The sequence below is a fragment of the Microbispora sp. H10949 genome (assembly GCF_014161435.1).
Taxonomy (GTDB): domain Bacteria; phylum Actinomycetota; class Actinomycetes; order Streptosporangiales; family Streptosporangiaceae; genus Microbispora; species Microbispora triticiradicis.
Window position 1 is genome coordinate 17,349 of sequence record NZ_JABBWZ010000006.1, and the last position, 20,265, is coordinate 37,613.

The 20,265-nt window shown below is 71.6% G+C and carries 15 protein-coding genes; 9 read left to right on the forward strand and 6 right to left on the reverse strand.

The window, feature by feature from the left end:
* Nucleotides 1-8 precede the first annotated feature (8 nt).
* Complete coding sequence (locus HHX40_RS16585) at nucleotides 9-1,547, reverse strand: glycosyl hydrolase family 18 protein (RefSeq protein ID WP_182881330.1); 1,539 nt, start codon at nucleotides 1,545-1,547, stop codon at nucleotides 9-11.
* A 178-nt stretch (nucleotides 1,548-1,725) separates the two neighbouring features.
* Between HHX40_RS16585 and HHX40_RS16590 the strand changes: the two genes are divergently transcribed.
* The gene (locus HHX40_RS16590; RefSeq protein ID WP_182875331.1) at nucleotides 1,726-2,868 is read left to right on the forward strand and encodes a sensor histidine kinase; all 1,143 of its coding nucleotides are present in this window, start codon (nucleotides 1,726-1,728) and stop codon (nucleotides 2,866-2,868) included.
* Nucleotides 2,865-3,521, forward strand: a complete 657-nt coding sequence (locus tag HHX40_RS16595; protein ID WP_111698863.1) for a response regulator — start codon at nucleotides 2,865-2,867, stop codon at nucleotides 3,519-3,521. Before HHX40_RS16590 ends, HHX40_RS16595 begins: the two co-directional genes overlap by 4 nt.
* On the opposite strand, the gene HHX40_RS16600 is transcribed toward HHX40_RS16595, so the two are convergent.
* Entirely contained in the window at nucleotides 3,497-4,138 is a 642-nt protein-coding gene (locus tag HHX40_RS16600; RefSeq protein ID WP_182875332.1) for a DUF2306 domain-containing protein, read from the reverse strand. The two genes, HHX40_RS16595 and HHX40_RS16600, sit on opposite strands and share 25 nt — an antisense overlap.
* Nucleotides 4,139-4,369: 231 nt before the next feature.
* Here HHX40_RS16600 and HHX40_RS16605 point away from each other — a divergent pair, with 231 nt between their 5' ends.
* The gene (locus HHX40_RS16605; RefSeq protein WP_182881331.1) at nucleotides 4,370-5,353 is read left to right on the forward strand and encodes an NAD(P)-dependent alcohol dehydrogenase; all 984 of its coding nucleotides are present in this window, start codon (nucleotides 4,370-4,372) and stop codon (nucleotides 5,351-5,353) included.
* 15 nt (nucleotides 5,354-5,368) lie between these two features.
* On the opposite strand, the gene glgB is transcribed toward HHX40_RS16605, so the two are convergent.
* The 4 genes from glgB to HHX40_RS16625 all read right to left on the reverse strand — a co-directional run bounded on the left by glgB (nucleotide 5,369) and on the right by HHX40_RS16625 (nucleotide 12,857).
* Complete coding sequence (glgB, locus tag HHX40_RS16610; protein WP_182881332.1) at nucleotides 5,369-7,630, reverse strand: 1,4-alpha-glucan branching protein GlgB; 2,262 nt, start codon at nucleotides 7,628-7,630, stop codon at nucleotides 5,369-5,371.
* Between the two features lie 46 nt (nucleotides 7,631-7,676).
* Complete coding sequence (locus HHX40_RS16615; RefSeq protein ID WP_182881333.1) at nucleotides 7,677-9,026, reverse strand: maltokinase N-terminal cap-like domain-containing protein; 1,350 nt, start codon at nucleotides 9,024-9,026, stop codon at nucleotides 7,677-7,679.
* Complete coding sequence (gene treS / locus HHX40_RS16620; protein WP_182875465.1) at nucleotides 9,023-10,744, reverse strand: maltose alpha-D-glucosyltransferase; 1,722 nt, start codon at nucleotides 10,742-10,744, stop codon at nucleotides 9,023-9,025. Before treS ends, HHX40_RS16615 begins: the two co-directional genes overlap by 4 nt.
* Before the next feature lie 61 nt (nucleotides 10,745-10,805).
* Entirely contained in the window at nucleotides 10,806-12,857 is a 2,052-nt protein-coding gene (locus HHX40_RS16625; RefSeq protein ID WP_182881334.1) for an alpha-1,4-glucan--maltose-1-phosphate maltosyltransferase, read from the reverse strand.
* Between the two features lie 355 nt (nucleotides 12,858-13,212).
* On the opposite strand from HHX40_RS16625, the gene glgP reads away from it, so the two are divergent.
* The 6 genes from glgP to HHX40_RS16655 all read left to right on the forward strand — a co-directional run bounded on the left by glgP (nucleotide 13,213) and on the right by HHX40_RS16655 (nucleotide 20,236).
* Entirely contained in the window at nucleotides 13,213-15,810 is a 2,598-nt protein-coding gene (gene glgP / locus HHX40_RS16630; protein ID WP_182881335.1) for an alpha-glucan family phosphorylase, read from the forward strand.
* Between the two features lie 72 nt (nucleotides 15,811-15,882).
* Complete coding sequence (locus HHX40_RS16635; RefSeq protein ID WP_182881336.1) at nucleotides 15,883-16,941, forward strand: glycosyltransferase family 4 protein; 1,059 nt, start codon at nucleotides 15,883-15,885, stop codon at nucleotides 16,939-16,941.
* A gap of 36 nt (nucleotides 16,942-16,977) precedes the next feature.
* Nucleotides 16,978-17,757, forward strand: coding sequence for an enoyl-CoA hydratase/isomerase family protein (locus HHX40_RS16640; protein ID WP_182881337.1), 780 nt, complete (start codon nucleotides 16,978-16,980; stop codon nucleotides 17,755-17,757).
* A gap of 56 nt (nucleotides 17,758-17,813) precedes the next feature.
* On the forward strand, nucleotides 17,814-18,164 hold the full coding sequence (locus HHX40_RS16645) for a hypothetical protein (RefSeq protein ID WP_111698846.1): 351 nt from the start codon (nucleotides 17,814-17,816) through the stop codon (nucleotides 18,162-18,164).
* A gap of 6 nt (nucleotides 18,165-18,170) precedes the next feature.
* Nucleotides 18,171-19,397 carry a DUF6395 domain-containing protein gene (locus tag HHX40_RS16650; RefSeq protein WP_182881338.1) on the forward strand — a complete coding sequence of 409 codons (1,227 nt, stop codon included), beginning with the start codon at nucleotides 18,171-18,173 and terminating at the stop codon, nucleotides 19,395-19,397.
* Nucleotides 19,394-20,236, forward strand: a complete 843-nt coding sequence (locus HHX40_RS16655; protein WP_182881685.1) for a M55 family metallopeptidase — start codon at nucleotides 19,394-19,396, stop codon at nucleotides 20,234-20,236. Before HHX40_RS16650 ends, HHX40_RS16655 begins: the two co-directional genes overlap by 4 nt.
* Nucleotides 20,237-20,265 lie beyond the last annotated feature (29 nt).

The window sequence follows — 20,265 nt, forward strand, 5'->3', positions numbered from 1 at the left end:
CGAAGCGGTTACCTCAACCCGTTGGACATCGCGGTGATCAGTTCGCCGTTGGCGGTGTCACCGCTGAACTCCCAGAAGAAGGCCCCGCCCAGACCCTGGTTCTTGGCGTAGGTCATCTTGCCGCCGATGGTGGCGGGGGTGTCGTAGCTCCACCAGTTGGAGCCGCACTTGGCGTACGCGGTGCCGGCGACCGTGCCGGTGGCCGGGCAGCTGTTCCTGAGGACCTTGTAGTCCTCGATGCCCGCCTCGTACGTGCCGGGCGCGGCGCCGGTGGCGGTGCCGCCGGGGGCCGACTGGGTCACGCCGGTCCAGCCGCGGCCGTAGAAGCCGATGCCCAGCAGGAGCTTGGCCGCCGGCACGCCCTTGCTCCGGAGCTTCTGGACGGCCGCGTCGGAGTAGAACCCGGCGGTGGGGATGCCCGAGTAGGAGGTCAGCGGGGAGTGCGGAGCCGTCGGGCCCTGGGCCGCCCAGGCGCCGAAGTAGTCGTAGGTCATGACGTTGTACCAGTCGACGTACTGCGCCGCGCCCGCGTAGTCGGCGGCGTCGATCTTGCCGCCGTTCGTGCCGTCCGCGGTGATGGCGGCGGTGACGAGATAGCCGGCGCCGAACCTGGCGCGCAACGCGGCCATCAGGTTCTTGAACGCCGCCGCGCCGCTGGAGTCACAGCTCAGGCCGCAGGCGTTCGGGTACTCCCAGTCGATGTCGATGCCGTCGAACACGTCGGCCCAGCGCGGGTCCTTCAGCAGGTTGTAGCAGGAGTTGGCGAAGGCGGTGGGGTTGGCCGCGGCCTGGGCGAACCCGCCGGACCAGGTCCAGCCGCCGAAGGAGTAGATGACCTTGATGTTCGGGTACTGCGCCTTGAGCTTGCGCAACTGGTTGAAGGCGCCGCGCAGCGCGCCGGCGTCCCAGGTGTCGGCCTTGCCGTCCACGCTGTTGGCCGTCGTGTACGCCATGTCGTAGTCGGCGTAGGAGTCGCCGATCGCGCACTGGCCGTTGGTCACGTTGCCGAACGCGTAGTTGATGTGGGTGAGCTTGGCGGCCGAACCGCTGGTCACGATGTTCTTCACGAAGTACTGGCGGCCGTAGACGCCCCAGTCGGCGAAGTAGCCGAGCACCTTCTTGCCGCCCGGAGGGGGAGGCGTCGGCGTCACGGTGGGCGTCGCGCTGGGGCTGGGGCTGGGGCTCCTGCTGGGGCTCGGGCTCGGGGAGGGGCTCCTCGTCGGGGTCGCGCTCGGAGAGGGGGACGAGGTGGAGCCGCCCGGAAGGAGCTTCCACAGGGCCGGCACGTTCGGCGGCTCCCACCCGGTCAGGGACGTGTGCGCCTGGATGCACTCGTAGTCCTTGCCCCCGTACGTGACCCGGGCGCCGACGGCGTACCAGGTGTTGGGGGCCCAGGCCGCGTAGGCCAGGGTGACGACTCCGGTCTTCGGGGCGGCGGCGACGGCGGCGGCAGTGGTGGTGGCGCCGGTGGCGGAGGCGGTCCCGATCGCGAGCGGCGCGAGCAGCGCGGCACCGGCGATCACGGACCCGAGGAGGATCTTTCGCAATGGAAACTCCCGGTCTGGGGGGTAAACGATAGGAAAGTTTCCTATTAGTTCGCAGCGTAAATACCGATCGCCGGAGGGTCAACGCCCCGGCGGCCGGTTAATCGCCGGTTAACTCCTCGCTAAGGTCGCACCCGGACGTCACCTGCACCGGAGGTGCGGACTCCCGTACGATGATGCGGTGAGCGGTCTCGTTCGCTCGGTCTGGCACGAGCCCCGTCCCCCCGATGCGCCCAGGCGGGTGTGGCGCGACTGGGCGCTCGTCGTGGTGCTGGTGCCGCTCGCGGTGCTGGAGGGGGTGCTGCGGCCGGACCTGCCGTGGCGGGTCTTCTCGGTGGTCGTCACCGCCGGGCTGACGCCCGCGCTGCTGTGGCGCCGGACCCGGCCCCTGGAGGCGCTGGCGGTCTGCTTCGTCACGACGAGCCTGGTCCCGGTCGCCCTGCACGGCGCGATGCTCGACATGTACTCCCTGGCCTACCTGCTGATCCTGCCGTACGCGCTGGTGCGCTGGGGATCGGGCCGCGAGATCGTGATCGGCCTCGCGGTCATGCTCGCCGGGGCCGGCCTGTCGGTGCTCGTCGAGCACGCCGCGCCCGCCGACGCGATCGGCCCGTTCGCCGTCGTGCTCTCCACGACCACGCTGGGCGGGGCGTTCCGCTACCGGTCCAGGGCGAGGGCCCGCGAACTCGACCAGGTCAAGCTGCTCGAACGCGAGCAGCTGGCGCGCGAACTGCACGACACGGTCGCCCACCACGTCTCGGCGATGGCGATCCGCGCGCAGGCGGGCCTCGCCACGGCCGCGGCACGGCCCGACGCCGCGACCGAGGCGCTGCGGGTGATCGAGGCCGAGGCGGCGCGCGCCCTCGACGAGATGCGGGCCATGGTCCGCGTCCTGCGCCGGGACGAGCCGGCGGACCTGACCCCCGGCCGCCATATCGCCGACATCGAGGGGCTCGCGGCTCCCGGCGGGCCGGATCACCCGTCCGTCGGGGTCGAGATCTCCGGTGACCTCGGCGGCCTCTCCCCGTCGGTCGAGGCGGCGGTCTACCGCATCGCCCAGGAGGCCGTCACCAACGCGCTGCGGCACGCCCGCCACGCCACCCGGGTGGCGGTGCACGTCACCGGGGACGGGCCCTCGGTGTGCCTGCGCGTGAGCGACGACGGAGACGGCGGCTCCGCCCGCCCGGCGGGCCCGGCGGGATACGGCATCGTGGGCATGGCCGAACGCGCCGACCTGCTCGGCGGCACCTGTGTGGCGGGCCCGGACCCCGGCCGGGGCTGGACCGTGACCGCGGTGCTGCCCAGGAACGGGGTGGCCACGTGAGCATCCGGGTGCTCGTCGCCGACGACCAGGAGATCGTCCGCACCGGGCTCGCGATGATCCTCGACGCCCAGCCCGGCATCGAGGTCGCCGACACGGCCGCCGACGGGCGGCGGGCCGTCGAACTCGCGCGGCGGCTGCGTCCGGACGTGTGCCTGTTCGACATCCGCATGCCCGGCCTCGACGGCATCGAGGCCACCCGCTGCCTCGCTGGGCCGGGGGTCGCCGACCCCCTCGCCGTCGTGGTCATCACCACGTTCGACCTCGACGAGTACGTCTACGCCGCGCTGCGGGCCGGCGCCCGGGGGTTCCTGCTCAAGAACGCCGGCGCCGAGATGCTCTCCCAGGCCGTGCACGCCGCCGCCGGCGGGGACGCGCTCATCGCCCCGAGCGTCACCGCGCGGCTGCTCGGGGCCTTCGCCCGGTCCGGCCCCGCGGCGCCGGCGGCGCGGCTCGTCGAGCCGCTGACGTACCGGGAGGAGGAGATCCTGGCGGCGGTGGCGCGCGGGCGGACCAACAGCGAGATCGCCGACGAGATGCACATCTCGCTCAGCACGGTCAAGACGCATGTCGCGAGCCTGATGGCCAAGCTCGGCGCCCGCAACCGCGTCGAGATCGCGATGTGGGCCTATCAGACGGGCCGCGTCACGGGCTGACGGGCGCCGAGCTCACGGGCGCCGGGCCGGCGCCGGAGGGCCCACTCGGCCACGGCGAGGTTGATCACCCACGCGGCGGTCATGAGCAGCGCGCGGGGGAGCGCGCCGGGCTGCTCACCGGTCAGCACGACCCAGGGCATGATGGTCAGCACCTGGGTGCCCGCGCCCATGCCGAGCGCGTAGCCGCGCGCCATCCACGCCCGGTGGCGGGCGACGTCCCGCCGCCGGATCGCCGCGAAGCCGAGGACGATCGACACGATCATGCCGCCGCCCACCACCAGCCGTACGCCGACGAGCAGGGCGCTGTCGTCCGGCAGGTGCGGGTAGAACAGCGTCATCCACAGGCCCGACAGGGCCGTGACGAGCCCGGCGGGCACCAGCACCCGTCCCGAGATCCGGTGCCAGCGCGGCGCGCGGCGGCGGAGCGCGGGGGCGAACTGCAGGGCGCCGAGGAGGCTGAACAGCGTGACGGCGACGATGTGCGCGACCACGGGGAAGGGCGTGGCGAAGTACCGGGCGCTGTTCGCGGTGACCGGCCCGCCGCCGGTCAGCTGCGACAGCCGGGTCGCGCCGGCGACCACGGGGACGGCGCTGAGCGCGATCAGCCCCGCCGGCACCAGCCATTCCCTTTTCTTCCGGCCGCCTCTCGTGGGCACGGACCGTCGCGTCGATGTCAGTTCTGTCATGGCCCGATCGTCGTACGCGGAGTGGGTGCGGATCATCGGCGGAACGGCTCGATCCGCACCGGTCCATCGGCTGCCGATCGGGCGTACTTTCGGCCGATGAGCCCCGGGCGCGGCGCTTCCTACGCTGGCCTCCCAGCCGCCGAGGCGACGAGGAGAGATGCGATGAAGGCCTACGTTCTACGCTCGTACGGCCCGCCCGAGGTCCTGACGCTCAGCGACGTCCCGACGCCGGAGCCCGGCCCCGGAGAGGTGCTGGTCCGGGTCCGAGCCACCTCCGTCCAGCCGTACGACTGGCACCACATGCGAGGCGAGCCGTACGTCGCGCGTCTGATGGGCGGCACGCTCGGCCCGCGCGGGCCGCGTCTCAGCGTGCTCGGCGCCGACGTCGCGGGACAGGTCGAGGCGGTCGGCGCGGGCGTCACCGCGTTCGGCCCGGGCGACGAGGTGTTCGCGCTGGTCACCGGCGGCGGCTTCGCCGAGTACGTCAGCGTGCGGGAGAGCGATCTGGTCCGCAAACCGGAGAACCTGTCGTTCGAGCAGGCGGCGGCGGTGCCGCTGGCCGCCGCCACCGCGCTGCTGGCCCTGGACGAAGGGCGGGTCCGGCCGGGGCACGAGGTGCTCGTGAACGGCGCGTCGGGCGGGGTGGGCACGTTCGCCGTGCAGCTCGCCAGGGTGTTCGGGGCCGAGGTCACCGGCGTCTGCGGCCCCCGCAACGTGGACCTGGTCCGGTCGCTCGGCGCGGGCGAGGCCGTCGACTACAGCAGGGCCGACTTCACCCGGACCGGCCGGCGGTACGACGTGCTGATCGACATCGCGGGCACCAAGCCGCCGGCGGCCTGCCGGCGGGTGCTGAGGCCCCGGGGGGCGCACGTCGTCGTCGGCGGGCCGGCCGGACGGTGGCTGCAGCCCGTCGGCCACACGATCGCGGCGCTCGCGACGTCGCCGTTCACGTCCAGGCGAGTGGTCCTCGCCGACGTGACCCGATGCCGCGAGAACCGGGCGAACCTGGTCAAGCTGGCCGGGCTCATCGAGCAGGGCGACCTCACCCCGGTCGTCGACCGCGTCTACCCGTTCGACGACCTCCCCGCGGCCGTCCGCTACGTGGAGGAGGGCCACGCCCGCGGGAAGGTCGTCGTCACGCTCTGAACGGCCTGCCGCGGATCAGGACTCGGCGACCAGGCCATCGGGCTCCGGCTCCACCGGCGCCTCGTCCTCCGGATCCGGCTCCGTCCCCGGCAGGGCCGTCACGGTCCGCTCGTCCATCTCGGCGCTCACCGGGGTCGGCGTCTCCACCGGCCGCAGCCACACCACGCCGAGCGGCGGCACGCGCAGCCGCGCCGAGCAGGGCAGGCCGTGCCGCGGCGTCTCCACCGCCTCGACCGCGCCCATGTTGCCGACCCCGCTGCCCGCGTACTCGTACGCGTCGGTGTTGAGGACCTCTTCCCACCGCCCCGGGGTCGGCAGGCCCAGGTGGTAGTCGTCGTGCGGCGCGCCGGAGAAGTTGGCGACGCAGGCCAGCACCGAGCCGTCCGCGCCGTACCGGAGGAACGACAGCACGTTGCCCGAGGCGTCGTCGGCGTCGATCCAGCGGAAGCCCTCGTGGGTGTTGTCGCGGGAGTAGAGCGCGGGCGACTCGCGGTAGACGTTGTTGAGGTCCCTGATCAGCCGCCGCACGCCCTGGTGGAAGTCGAAGTCGAGCAGCCACCAGTCGAGGCCGCCCGCCTCCGACCATTCGGCGCCCTGGCCGAACTCGCCGCCCATGAACAGCAGCTGCTTGCCGGGATGGGCCCACATGAAGCCGTACAGCGCGCGCAGGTTGGCGAAGCGCTGCCACTCGTCGCCCGGCATCTTGCCCAGCAGCGACCCCTTGAGGTGGACGACCTCGTCGTGCGAGAGCGGCAGCACGAAGTTCTCGGAGAAGGCGTACATCAGGGAGAACGTCATCTGGTGATGGTGATACTGCCGGTAGACCGGCTCCCGGGACATGTAGCTGAGCGTGTCGTGCATCCAGCCCATGTTCCACTTGAAGCCGAAGCCGAGCCCGCCGAGGTACGCCGGGCGCGAGACCCCGGGCCAGGCGGTCGACTCCTCCGCGATCGTCACGATCCCGGGCTCCTCGCGGTAGACGACGGCGTTCATCTCCTTGAGGAACTCGATCGCGTCGAGGTTCTCCCTGCCGCCGTACTCGTTGGGCGTCCACTCGCCCTCGCGGCGCGAGTAGTCGAGGTAGAGCATCGACGCGACCGCGTCCACCCGCAGGCCGTCGACGTGGAACTCCTTCAGCCAGAAGAGCGCGTTGGCCACCAGGAAGTTGCGCACCTCCTTGCGGCCGAAGTCGAAGACGTACGTGCCCCAGTCGGGGTGGGTGCCGCGGTGCGGATCGCCGTGCTCGTAGAGCGGCGTGCCGTCGAAGCGGGCGAGGGCCCACTCGTCCATCGGGAAGTGCGCCGGCACCCAGTCGACGATCACGCCGACGCCGGCCCGGTGCAGCTCGTCCACCAGATGGCGGAAGTCGTCGGGGGAGCCGAACCGGGAGGTCGGGGCGTAGTACGACGTCACCTGGTAACCCCACGAGCCGCCGAACGGATGCTCGGCGACGGGCAGGAACTCCACGTGCGTGAACCCCATGTCCGTCACGTACTCGACCAGTTCCCGGGCGAGGTCGCGGTAGGACAGGCCGGGCCGCCAGGAGCCGAGGTGCACCTCGTAGGTGCTCATCGGCTCGACGAGGGCGTCCCGCGACGCCCGGGCGGCCATCCACTCCTCGTCCCGCCACTCGTACGCCGGCTTCTCCACGATGCTGGCGGTCGCCGGCGGGATCTCGGTGCGCCGGGCCATGGGGTCGGCCTTCTCCCGCCAGACGCCGTCGAGGCCGAGGATCTGGAACTTGTACCGGGCGCCCTCGCCGATCTCCGGGACGAACAGCTCCCACACCCCGGTCCCGCCGAGCGAGCGCATGGGGTGGGCGCCGCCGTTCCAGTGGTTGAAGTCGCCGATCACCCGCACGCCCTGCGCGTTCGGCGCCCACACCGAGAACGCCGTGCCGTCCACGTCCTCGTGGCGGACGACCCGCGCTCCGAGCACCTCCCACAGCCGTTCGTGCCTGCCCTCGCCGATCAGGTGCAGGTCGAGCTCGCCCAGCGTCGGCCAGTGGCGGTACGGATCGTCCGTCTCGTACGGCAGGGCGTCGGGGTAGGTGACGCGCAGGCGGTAGTCCGGGACCTTGTCGACGCCGGGCAGTGTCACCTCGAACACGCCGAAGGCGGTGTGGCCCATCTCGTGCGCCGAGCCCTCGGCCAGCACCTCGACCTTCTCCGCGAAGGGCCGCAGAGCCCTGATCGTGACGCCGTCAGGCCCGGGATGGGCCCCCAGAATCGAATGGGGGTCGTGATGGGCGCCCCCCGCCAGCCGGTCCAAATCCATGTCGCAAACCTGCCCTAGATATATCCCACCGAACACTGCGATCTTGTCAGCGGAAGGCGGCGAGCGGTATGGGCAACCAGGTCGGCCGGTTGCGCGCCTCGTAGACGACCTCGTACACGGCCTTGCTCAGCTCCAGCGCGCGCAGCAGGACCGCCTCGTCGCCGCGGACCCGCCCGCCGCCCTCGGAGTAGCCGGCGAGGAACGCCGCGCGGTTGCGTTCCGACCACTCCCGGGCCCGGTGCTCCAGCCCGTCGGCGTCCGGGTGGTCGGCCAGCAGGTGCCGGGCGGCGTACTCGAACGAGCGCAGCATGCCCGCCACGTCGCGCAGCGGCGAGTCGAGCGCCCGGCGCTCGGCCAGCGGCTGCCCCGGCTCGCCCTCGAAGTCGAGCACGACCCAGTCGGTCATGGTGCGCATGACCTGGCCGAGGTGGTAGTCGCCGTGGACCCGCTGCACCGGCACCTCGTGCGCGAGGTCGCCGAGCCGGTCGAACGCCTCGGCGGCGACGTCGGCGTGCTCGCCGAGCCGCGGCACCTCGGCGATCGCCCGGTCGAGCCTGCGGCGGAACCGCTCGGTCATCCGCTTGAGCTCCGGCGGCTCGATCGTGCCCGGGGGGAAGGCCCGGGCCAGCTCCCGGTGGACCTGCGCGGTGGCCACCCCCAGCCGCCGGGCCTCGCCCGCGAAGTCGCCCCCGGCGTCCTCCGCCGGCATGCCCTCCGGGGACGCGTAGAGGTCGCGCACGCTGGTCAGCGCCATCGACCAGCCCTCGTTGGCGTTCCGCAGGTACTCCTGCATGATCGCCAGGGTGGTCGGCTCGTCCTGCAGCGTGGTCTCGATCCAGCCGTACGGCCGGGCCACGTGGGACGAGCCCGCGCCGGCGAGCGCGGTGATGATCTCCAGCTCCGGGTTGGTCCCCGGGCTGAGCTGCCGGAACAGCTTGAAGATGTACGTGTCGCCGTACACCAGCGAGGTGTTCGACTGCTCGGCGGTCAGCACGAGGCTGCGCTGCGAGGTGTCGATCTCCACACCGTGCGCGCGGTGGAAGGCGAGGCCGTCGAACCTGTGGTCCGCGGCCATCCCCTCCAGCAGGTGCGCGGTCAGGGCGGAGTCGTGCAGCGCGTCGTAGACCTCGGCCTCGCGGCCGTCGCGGCGGCACCTGCCGATGCGCACGTGCTCCAGCCGGTCGGGCAGGTGCTCGCGCAGCCCGACCGGGATCTGGTAGCGCGTGCGGCGGTCCCCCTGACGCACGCACACGACCAGATGGAGCAGCGCCGGGTCCCCGCCGGCGATCTCGATCTCGGAGTCGATGGACAGGTCGTCGATGGCGCGCCCCTTGCCGGCGAACCACCGTTGCCCGGTGATCCAGCCGGCCAGAAGCTCCTGAAGTGAAGTCGTCACTCCTCCTTCGTGCCGGCCGTCCGGTGCGTGACGGGCAACGTGAACCAGTAGAACCCATGCCCAGGGAGCGTCAAAAGATACGGAAGTTCGCCGATCGGGGGGAAAGGAACTCCGCCCATGCACTCGACCGGTGTCGATCCCTCGAACCTGCGCAGGTCGAGCTCGACCGGCTGGGGGAAACGGGAGAGGTTGTTGACGCACAGCACCCGGTCGTCGCCGAGCTCCCGCACGAACGCGAGCACGCTGGGGTTGGAGGAGTTCAGCTCGGTGAACTCGCCGAGGCCGAACACGGGGTGCCGCTTGCGGATCTCGATCATCCGCTTGGTGAAGTGCAGCAGCGAGCTGGCGCTCTTCTGCTGGGCCTCGACGTTGATCGCCTGGTACCCGTAGATCGGATCCATGATCACCGGGAGGTAGAGCCGGCCGGGGTCGCAGCTGGAGAAGCCCGCGTTGCGGTCGGGGGTCCACTGCATCGGCGTGCGCACGCCGTCGCGGTCGCCGAGCCAGATGTTGTCGCCCATGCCGATCTCGTCGCCGTAGTACATGACCGGCGAGCCGGGCAGGCTAAGCAGCAGCGCGGTGAACAGCTCGATCTGGTTGCGGTCGTTGTCCAGCAGCGTCGCCAGCCGCCGCCGGATGCCGACGTTGGCCCGCATCCGGGGGTCCTTGGCGTACTCCGAGTACATGTAGTCGCGCTCTTCGTCGGTGACCATCTCCAGCGTCAACTCGTCATGGTTGCGCAGGAAGATCCCCCACTGGCAGTTCTCGGGAATCTTCGGCGTCTGGGCCAGGATCTCCGAGATCGGATAGCGCGACTCGCGCCGCACCGCCATGAAGATGCGCGGCATCAGCGGGAAGTGGAAGGCCATGTGGCACTCGTCACCCCCGGTGACCGGGTCGCCGAAGTACTCCACCACGTCGGCCGGCCACTGGTTGGCCTCGGCCAGCAGCACCCGGTCGGGATACAGGCGGTCCACCTCCGCCCGCACCCGCTTGAGGTAGGCGTGCGTCGGGGGCAGGTTCTCGCAGTTGGTGTCCTCCTGCTCGAACAGGTACGGGATCGCGTCCAGGCGGAACCCGTCGATGCCCAGGTCCAGCCAGAACCGGATGACCTCCAGCATCGCGTCCTGCACCGCGGGGTTCTCGAAGTTGAGGTCCGGCTGGTGGTGGAAGAACCGGTGCCAGTAGTACTGCCCCCGCACCGCGTCGAAGGTCCAGTTCGACGCCTCGGTGTCCACGAAGATGATCCGCGCGCCGGGGTACTTCTCGTCGGTGTCGCTCCACACGTAGAAGTCGCCGAACGGGCCGTCGGGATCGTTGCGGGAGGCCTGGAACCACGGGTGCTGGTCGCTGGTGTGGTTCATCACCAGGTCGGCGATCACCCGGATGCCCCGCTTGTGCGCCTCGTCCACCAGCCGGATGAAGTCTCCCAGGTCACCGAAGTCCGGGAGGATCTTCATGTAGTCGGAGATGTCGTACCCGCCGTCCTTGAGCGGGGACTCGTACAGCGGGAGCAGCCAGAGGCAGTCGATGCCGAGCCACTGGAGGTAGTCCAGCTTCTCGATGAGGCCGCGGATGTCTCCGGTGCCGTCGCCGTTCGAGTCGGCGAAGCCGCGGATCAGCACCTCGTAGAAGACGGCCCGCTTGTACCAGCGCTGGTCCCGCGGCTCCTCCTCGGTGAAGGTGTTCGGGATCGGCTGGGTGTGGCTGGGCTGGATGTGGCTGGGCTGAGGCGTGGTCGAGCTCACCTGTTGACTCCCCGTAGTGTGCAGGGCTGCGTCACGGGCGGAGCGCTGACCCGTGGCGGAGCGTGAGGATGTGTGCGGGTTGTACGTGCGGGTCGAGGCGCACGTAGTTCGCCTGCCCCCAGCGGTACGACTCGCCCGACAGTTGGTCGTCCACGACGAAGTCGGCATGCCAGTCGAGACCGAGGGCGGGCATGTCGAGCCGGACCGTCGCCTCATGGGTGTTGTATGGATCCAGGTTGACGACGGCCAGTACGACATCGCCTAGTCCGTGCCGTCGTGAGGCCGTGTCATAGGCGCCGGGCAGCCGCTTCGAGAAGCAGATCACGTCCGGCTGGTCGACGTTGTGAAACCGTAGGTTACGCAATTCCTGGAGCGCCGGGTGCGCTCTTCTCAACAAATTGAGCTGGGTAATGAACGGGGCAAGGCTGCGGCCCTCACGCTCCGCCGCCGCCCAGTCACGCGGACGGTACTGGTACTTCTCGCTGTCGAGATACTCCTCACTGCCCGGGCGGACCGGGACGTTCTCGGCCAGCTCGTATCCGGAGTAGACGCCCCAGGTGGGGGCCGTCAGCGCGGCCAGCACCGCCCGGATCCTGAACGCCGGCACGCCGCCGTGCTGGAGGTACTCGTGCAGGATGTCGGGCGTGTTGACGAACAGGTTCGGCCGCAGGAAGTGCGAGGTCTCGTGGGACAGCTCCCACAGGTACTCCTCGAACTCCTGCTTGTGGTTGCGCCAGGTGAAGTACGTGTAGGACTGGTGGAAGCCGACCTTGCCGAGGGTCCGCATCATGGCGGGACGGGTGAACGCCTCGGCCAGGAACAGCACGTCGGGGTCGGTCGCGTTGATGTCGGAGATCAGCCGCTCCCAGAACCGCACCGGCTTGGTGTGCGGGTTGTCCACCCGGAAGATCCGCACGCCGTGGTCCATCCAGTGCCGGACGACCCGCCTGACCTCCGCGTAGATCCCCTCGGGGTCCTTGTCGAAGTTCAGGGGGTAGATGTCCTGGTACTTCTTCGGCGGGTTCTCCGCGTACGCGATCGTGCCGTCGGCCCGGATGTTGAACCACTCGGGATGCTCCTTGACCCACGGGTGGTCGGGGGAGCACTGCAGCGCTAGGTCGAGGGCGATCTCCATGCCCAGCTCGCGGGCCTTCGCGACGAACTCGTCGAAGTCCTCGATCGTGCCGAGATCGGGGTGGATCGCGTCGTGGCCGCCCTGCTCCGAGCCGATGGCCCACGGCGATCCGGGGTCGTACTGGTCGGGCGTCAGCGTGTTGTTGCGGCCCTTGCGGAACTGCGCGCCGATGGGGTGGATCGGCGGGAGGTAGACCACGTCGAAGCCCATCTGGGCGATCGCCGGGAGCCTCCTGGCCGCCGTCCCGAACGTCCCCGACTTCGGGGCGACGCCCTCCTGCCCGACCACGGCCCCCTCCGAGCGGGGGAAGAACTCGTACCACGAGCCGAACAGCGCCCGCCGCCGGTCCACCCGCACGCGCTGGCGCCCGGAGCGGGTGAGCAGGTCGCGCAGCGGATGCGCGGCGATCAGCTCCGCGGTCTCCGGCAGCTGCGTGACCGCGAAGCGCGCCCGGGGGTCCACCGCGTCGTCCCGCAGGCGGGCCGCCAGGGCCAGCAGCGCGGCCTTGTGCCCGCAGGTGCCGCCCGCCTCCGCCGCCGCCCGGCAGTCCGCGGCCCGCACGCCCTTGGCCGCCCGCTCGAACAGCCGGGCGCCCTCCTCGCACATGAGGTCGGCGTCCAGATTGCGGGGGATCTTGATGCCCGCGTCGTGCGTCCATGTGGCGATCGGGTCGCTCCAGGCCTCCACCCGGAACTGCCACAGCCCTTCGGTGGGCAGCGACACCTCCACGCTCCACCGGTCGGTGCCCGGCCCGGCCTCGCGCATGGGCAGCATCCGGCCCGGCGCGCCGTCCGGGTCGATCAGCACGACGCCGGCGGCGACCGCGTCGTGCCCCTCGCGGAACACCGTCGCGCTGATCTCGAAGGTCTCTCCCGCGGCGGCCTTGGCGGGCCACTGGCCGCAGTCGACGACGGGCTGGATGTCCTGGATGGGAATTCGTCCGATCATCGTCACTTCGTACTCGGGGGCGGCACACCGGGTACCGCCGGCAGGCGGGCAGCACGACAGAAGGGACCCGTAGACCGGAGTCCCACCTCGCTCTTACAGGGGTTGCCCTAATAGTCCACTCTTACCCCTGCCGAACGAAAGAGCGCTCGCCGTGTTTGGCGCGACGACGCCTGGAGATCGATCACTGGTGCCGGGCTAGATCGTCCGGCATGGACATCACCAGGTCAAGGGTACTTTGGTGAGGTTTGAACCTGCATGCTGGGGGTGAAAGCGTTCAACGAAGAACTCGATCCGCAGTACGACAGGTATGTTTTCGGTCGCGCGTCGTGGCGCTGAGTAACTAGGGTCTGACCTCGTGAGAGCTATCCGCAGGTTCACTGTCCGAACCGTTCTTCCCTCGCAGCTCGCACCTCTGGGTGAGCTGGTCCAGAACCTCCGCTGGTCGTGGCACCCCGAGACCATGGACCTGTTCGCGGAGGTGGATCCCGAGGTCTGGGAGCGTGTCGACCACGACCCCGTCGCGCTGCTCGGCGCGGTCGAGGCCGACAGGCTGCGCGTGCTCGCCCAGGATCGGCGCTTCCTGCGCCGCCTGGCCGACGCCGCCGACGACCTGCGGGAGTACATGACCGCCCCCCGCTGGTACCAGTCGCTGGAGGCCGCCCCCAAGGCGATCGGCTACTTCTCGCCCGAGTACGGCATCGCCGCCGCGCTGCCGCAGTACTCCGGCGGCCTCGGGATCCTCGCCGGCGACCACCTCAAGGCCGCCAGCGACCTCGGTGTGCCGATCCTCGGCGTCGGTCTCCTCTACCGGCACGGGTACTTCACCCAGTCGCTGTCGGCGGAGGGCTGGCAGCTTGAGCACTACCCCTCCCTCGACCCCGGCGGCCTGCCGCTCACGCTCCTGAAGGAGCAGGACGGGGCGCCGGCGCGCGTCGCGATCAGCCTCGCGGGCGGGCGCACCCTGCACGCCCAGGTCTGGGTGGCCCAGGTCGGCCGGGTGCCGCTGCTGCTGCTCGACTCCGACGTCGCCGAGAACGACGCGGTCGCCCGGGACGTGACCGACCGCCTGTACGGCGGGGGCGGCGACCACCGGCTGATGCAGGAACTGCTGCTCGGCATCGGCGGCGTGCGGGCCATCCGGGCCTACTGCCGGATCACCGGGCACCCCGAGCCCGAGGTGTTCCACACCAACGAGGGGCACGCGGGATTCCTCGGCCTGGAGCGCATCCGCGAGCTCACCGAGGCCCGGCTGTCGTTCGAGGAGGCGCTGGAGGCCGTACGGGCCGGGACGGTGTTCACCACGCACACGCCGGTGCCCGCGGGCATCGACCGGTTCCCCGCCGAGATGATCGCCCGCCAGTTCGGCGGCTCGAACGCCTGGCCGACGGTGTCGGTCGACCGGATCCTGGAGCTCGGCGCCGAGCCCGAGGGGCCCGAGTCCGACCCCGCGGTGTTCAACATGGCCGTCATGGGCATGCGGCTGGCCCAGCGCGTCAACGGCGTGTCGGAGCTGCACGGCAAGGTCAGCCAGGAGATGTTCCAGGGACTGTGGCCGGGCTTCGACGTCGACGAGGTGCCGATCGGCTCGATCACCAACGGCGTCCACGCCCCGACGTGGGTGGGCCGGGAGATGATGGAGCTCGCCGGCAAGGAGCTGCCGTCGCTGATCGACAAGGCGCAGGGCTGGGAGGGCGTGCGCAAGCTCTCCGACGCCGACATCTGGGGCATCCGGGGCACGCTCCGGGCCCGCCTGGTGGAGGAGGCGCGCCGGCGGCTGCGGAAGTCGTGGCGCCAGCGCGGGGCCACCGAGGCCGAGCTGACCTGGGTGGACGAGGCGCTCGACCCGGACGTGCTGACGATCGGCTTCGCCCGGCGGGTGCCCTCCTACAAGCGGCTCACCCTCATGCTCAACCAGCCCGACCGGCTCCGCAGGCTGCTGCTCGATCCGGACAAGCCAGTCCAGATCGTCATCGCCGGCAAGGCGCACCCCGCCGACGAGGGCGGCAAGAAGCTGATCCAGCAGATCGTGCGCTTCGCCGACTCCGAGGACGTGCGGCACCGCATCGTCTTCCTGCCCGACTACGACATGGCGCTCGGGCAGCTCATGGTCACCGGGTCGGACGTGTGGATGAACAACCCGCTGCGCCCGCTGGAGGCGTGCGGCACGTCCGGCATGAAGGCGGCGCTCAACGGCGGCCTCAACCTGTCCATCCGCGACGGATGGTGGGACGAGTGGTACGACGGCACCAACGGCTGGGCCGTCCCCAGCGCCGACGGGGTGGACGACCCCGAGCGGCGGGACGAGCTGGAGGCCACGGCGCTGTACGACCTCGTCGAGCGCGAGGTGGCCGACCGGTTCTACGACCGGGCCGCCGACGGCCTGCCGCGGCGCTGGCTGGAGATGGTCAAGCACACGCTCAGCTCGCTCGGGCCGAAGGTCCTCGCCGGCCGGATGCTCCACGACTACGTCACCGACCTCTACACCCCGGCCGCGGCCGGCGCCCGCGTGCTCGCGGCGGACGGCTACGACAACGCCCGGCTGTTCGCCGCCTGGAAGCTGCGCGTGGTCAAGGCGTGGCCGGGTGTGCGGGTCGAGCACGTGGAGGCGGCCGGCGTGGGAGACACCCCCGAGCTGGGGGCCCAGCTGGAGCTGCGGGCCACGATCGCCCTCGGCGAGCTGTCCGCGGAGGACGTGCGGGTCGAGGCGGCGTACGGCCGCGTGGGGGCGCACGACGAACTGCTCGCGCCCTGCTACGTGACGCTCAAGGCCGACTCGGTGGGCGACGACGGCCGGGCGCACTACACCGGCGCCGTGCCGCTGGACCGCACCGGCGCGTTCGGCTACTCGGTGCGGGTGGTCCCGTCCCACCCGCTGATGGCGTCCCCGGCGGAGCTGGGCCTGGTCGCCGTACCGGAGGAGCCGGTCGGGATGACCAACGGCACCCTGCGTTAGACCCCTGCGCCTAGGCGCGGGTCGTCCCCCTCATCCTGCTTTCGCCGCAGGTGAGGGGGGTAGACCCGCACCATGGCACAGGCGCTGCACATCGGGATGGTCGCGCCGCCGTGGTACGACGTCCCGCCCCGGGCGTACGGCGGCATCGAGACGGTCGTGCACGGGCTGGTCCAGGGTTTACGGCACCGGGGCCACCGGGTGACCGTGATCGGGGCCGGCCGGACCGTGGACCTGCGGACCTACGACGAGCCGCCCTCGGCACGCATCGGCGACCCCTTCCCCGAGGTGGTGCACGCGGCCGGCGCGGCCCGCCTGCTGCGGAGCCTGGACGTGGACGTCGTCCACGACCACTCGCTGGCCGGGCCGCTCACCGCCGCCGCCCGGTTCGTGCCGACGATCGTCACCTGCCACAACGACGTGGGGGGTGAGCTCGGCGACTACTACCGCGGGCTCGGGCCGGACGTGGCGCTGGTGGCCATCTCCGCCGCCCAGCGCGCCTGCGCGCCCGACCTCAACTGGGTGGGGCGGGTGCACAACGCGGTGGACGCCGCGGCGTGGCCGTTCCGGGAGCGCAAGGACGACTGGGTCCTGTGGCTGGGGCGGATGAGCCCCGACAAGGGCGCGCACCTCGCGGTCGAGGCGGCGCGCGCGGTGGGCCGCCGCATCCTGCTGGTCGGCCGGCAGGCCGAGCCGGGGGAGCTCTCCTACTTCCGCCGGCGGGTGTCGCCGCTGCTCGGCCCGGGCGCCGAGTACCTGGGGGAGGCGGACTGCGCCCTCAAGAGCGAGCTGTTCTCACGGGCCCGGTGCCTGGTGCTCCCGCTGCTGTGGGACGAGCCGTTCGGCATGGTCATGATCGAGGCGATGGCCTGCGGCACGCCGGTGGTGGCGCTGCGCCGGGGCGCGGTCCCGGAGATCGTGGTGGACGGGGTGACCGGGTTCGTCCGCGACACGCCGGCCGAACTGCCGGCCGCGATCGAGGCGGTCTCCGATCTGGACCCGCACGCGGTGCGCGCCCGCGTCGACCGGCACTTCGACCTGCGCGTCATGGTGCAGGGATACGAGCAGGTGTACCGCAAGGTGCTGGCGCAGGCGGCCGGCGCTCCCCGGCAGCCCCTGCCGCTCGGACGCTGATCTCCGTCCCGAGGCGGGGGTCTTAGGGTGAGGCTCATGGGTGAAGGTGAATTCGTCAGGGTCGAGACCTCCGGGCACGTCGCCACGATCCGGCTCGACCGGCCGAAGATGAACGCGCTGAACCGGCAGGTCCAGGAGGAGATCGCGGCGGCCGCGCGGCTCGTGGACGCCGATCCGGACGCGCACGCGGTCGTCCTGTACGGCGGTGAGCGCGTCTTCGCCGCCGGGGCCGACGTCAAGGAGATGGCGGTCATGTCCTACGCCGAGATGGCCGTGCACTCGCGTGCGCTGCAGGACTGCTTCACCGCCGTCGCCCGGATCGGCAAGCCCGTCATCGCGGCGATCACCGGCTACGCCCTGGGCGGCGGCTGCGAACTCGCGCTGTGCGCGGACCTCCGGGTGGCGGGCGAGAGCGCGAAGCTGGGCCAGCCGGAGATCAACCTGGGGATCATCCCGGGCGCGGGGGGCACCCAGCGCCTGCCCCGGCTCGTCGGCCCGGCCAGGGCGAAGGACCTGATCTTCACCGGGCGGCACGTGCCCGCCGCGGAGGCGCTCGCCATCGGCCTGGTGGACCGGGTGGTTCCCGACGAGGAGGTCTATCCGGCGGCGCTCGGACTCGCCGCGACGTTCGCCGGGGGACCGGCCGCCGCGATCCGGGCGGCCAAGCTGGCCGTCGACCACGGCCTGGAGACCGACCTGGACACCGGCCTGGAGATCGAGCGGCTCCAGTTCTCCGGTCTGTTCGCCACCGAGGACGCCAGGGAGGGGATGACGGCCTTCGCCGAGAAACGCCGTCCCACCTTCACCGGCCGCTGAGACCGCCTCCGGAGTTGAGCCGAGATCGCTCCAAAATGCCGCTATCGTGGCGGTTCATGATGCGGTTGCGAGTCCTGACCCCGTCGCGGTTGCGCCGGGCGCTGCTGTCCCGGCTCGATTCGCGGTACGTCACCAAACCCGATCACCGGCAGGACCTCAAGGACGCCCTGTGGGAGGTGCAGATGCTCCGCCGGGAGGTCGTGGCGCTGCGCGACGAGATCGACCGGCTGCGGCGGGGGAACGCGGCGCCGGCCAGGGCGGCCGCCGACCCGAAGGCGGCCGAGGCGCACCGCCTCGCGACCGAGACCGCCGAGGCGGTCGACACGCTGCTGCAGAACGAGATGCGCATCTGGCAGGCGATCGACGACCTGTCGGCGCGCGTGGGCGACTCCGGGCGCGTGGGGTAGCCGGTCATGCGGGTGACATGGACGCGTGACGAGGGCGTGTGGCGGCTGGTCTTCCTGCTCGACCCCGAGGACGAGACCACGGGGGCCTGCACCGACGGCACCCCGGTCGAACTGCGGACGAACTCCTGTCACGTCCACACGGGAGCCGGTGGCGGGTCCCCCCACCCCGACCTGCTCGCGCTGTCCGCCTGGACGGTCGTCGCCCCGTGGACCCGCCGCCGGGTGACCTTCGACCGGCCGATCTCCCCGGGACTCGCCGAGGCGCTGCGTACGGGATGGGGGGTGGACGCCGGGCCGGTGGGAGAGGACGCCAGAAGCGGCACCCGCCTGGCCGTCTCCTACAGCGGCGGCGCCGACTCGATGGCCGTGGCCGCGATATTCCCCGACGCGCCTTTCGTCCACTTCCAGCGGGTGAGCCACCCACGCGTGCCGAACCGGTGGACGCACTACCGCGCCGAGGTGCTCGCGGATCTCGCCCGGCGCTCCGGCCGGGAGCTCCACATCGTCCCGTCAGACCTGGAGTTCCTGCTCAGCCGTCCCCGGCCCGGCTACCCGGAGCACCACGCCGTCACCGTGGGGGCGCTGCTCCTCGCCGACGACCTGGATCTGGGCGGCGTCGCCCTGGGCTACGAGATGGGGTCGCGATGGCTCGACAGCGGCCGGCAGGCCGACCGCTTCGCATCGGACAACCCCATGTGGGCGACGCACGGGCCGTGGGGCCGGCTGTACGCCGCCGCCGGGGTTCCGCTGGTGCTCCCGGTGGGCGGGGTGAGCGAGCCCGTGACCATGCGCATGGCGCTGGGCTCCGACCTGGCGCATCTGGTGCGCTGGTGTCTGCGTGGTGACATGTCAGGACCATGCCAGAAGTGCGGCAAGTGCCTGCGTAAGGAGCTGATCCTCGCCGCCGTCGAGGGCCGCCCGCTCAAGACGACACTCACCGCCCGCTCGGTCCCCGCCCGCGCCTGGCAGCAGCCGCCGCCGTACCCTGGCCAGGAGACGATCGAGTACGGCTGCGCGCGGGTGCCGGGCATCGAGACCACGCCGTTCGCCACGGCGGCGGAGCATCTCCGGGCGACGGTGGAGTCCACCCGCTGGATGGACCGCTGCTATCCCCCCGCGATCGACGAGACGCCGGAGCCCTGGCGCGGGGAGGTCGGCGCCTACATGCGGGAGCACATCGGGCTCATGACCGCGGACGAGCAGCGCCAGGTGGAGGCATGGACGGCGGTATGAAGATCTACCTCTCGGTGGACATGGAGGGGGTCACCGGCCTCACCGACCCCGAGGAGATGCACCACGGCGGCCGGGGCTACGAGCGCGGCTGCGAGCTGATGACGGGGGACGCCAACGCGGTCGTCCAGGGCGCCTTCGACGCCGGCGCCGCGTCCGTGCTGGTGAACGACGCGCACGGGTCCACCAAGAACCTCAGGATCGACCTGCTGGACGAGCGGGCCACCCTCATCAGGGGGCCGGGCAAGCCGCACCGCATGGGGCAGGGCCTCGTCGCCGGCATGGACGCCGCCTGCCTCGCCGGCTACCACGCCCGCGCGGGGGTGGCGCACGGCGTGCTCAACCACACCTGGATGGGCAAGGAGATCCAGAACGTCTACCTGAACGGCGAGATCTGCGGCGAGACCCGGCTGGTCGCCGGGTTCGCGGGGTCGATGGGCGTGCCGGTCGCGCTCGTCGCCGGCGACGAGGCGGTCTGCGAGGAGGCGCGGGAACTGCTCGGCGACGTCGAGACCGTCGCGGTGAAGAAGGGCGTGGACAGGTTCTCCGCCGAGCTGCTGCCCCCGGCCGTCGCCTGGCGGCGGATCCGCGAGGGCACGGCGCGGGCGCTCGGCCGGCTGGCCGACTTCCGGCCCTACGTGGTCGAGCCGCCGTACACCCTGGGCGTGGAGTGGAACTCCACCGCCATCGCGGCGGCCTGCGCGATCATCCCCGGCGTGCGGCTCGCGGACCCCCGGCACACCGAGTTCGGCACCGGCGACTACCACGAGATCATGGCCCTGTTCGGGCTCTTCTCCATGATCGGCGGACAGGTCGCCTCCGGCAGCGGCCGGTACGGCTGACCCCCCGGCACAAGGCACCCGAAACCCCA

Coding starts and splice junctions, on each gene's coding strand:
- HHX40_RS16605 (WP_182881331.1), top strand. CDS start 4,370: ATGAAGGCCTACGTTCTACGCTCGTACGGCCCGCCCGAGGTCCTGACG.
- glgB (WP_182881332.1), bottom strand. CDS start 7,630: ATGGATTTGGACCGGCTGGCGGGGGGCGCCCATCACGACCCCCATTCG.
- HHX40_RS16625 (WP_182881334.1), bottom strand. CDS start 12,857: ATGATCGGACGAATTCCCATCCAGGACATCCAGCCCGTCGTCGACTGC.
- HHX40_RS16635 (WP_182881336.1), top strand. CDS start 15,883: ATGGCACAGGCGCTGCACATCGGGATGGTCGCGCCGCCGTGGTACGAC.
- HHX40_RS16640 (WP_182881337.1), top strand. CDS start 16,978: ATGGGTGAAGGTGAATTCGTCAGGGTCGAGACCTCCGGGCACGTCGCC.
- HHX40_RS16645 (WP_111698846.1), top strand. CDS start 17,814: ATGATGCGGTTGCGAGTCCTGACCCCGTCGCGGTTGCGCCGGGCGCTG.
- HHX40_RS16650 (WP_182881338.1), top strand. CDS start 18,171: ATGCGGGTGACATGGACGCGTGACGAGGGCGTGTGGCGGCTGGTCTTC.
- HHX40_RS16655 (WP_182881685.1), top strand. CDS start 19,394: ATGAAGATCTACCTCTCGGTGGACATGGAGGGGGTCACCGGCCTCACC.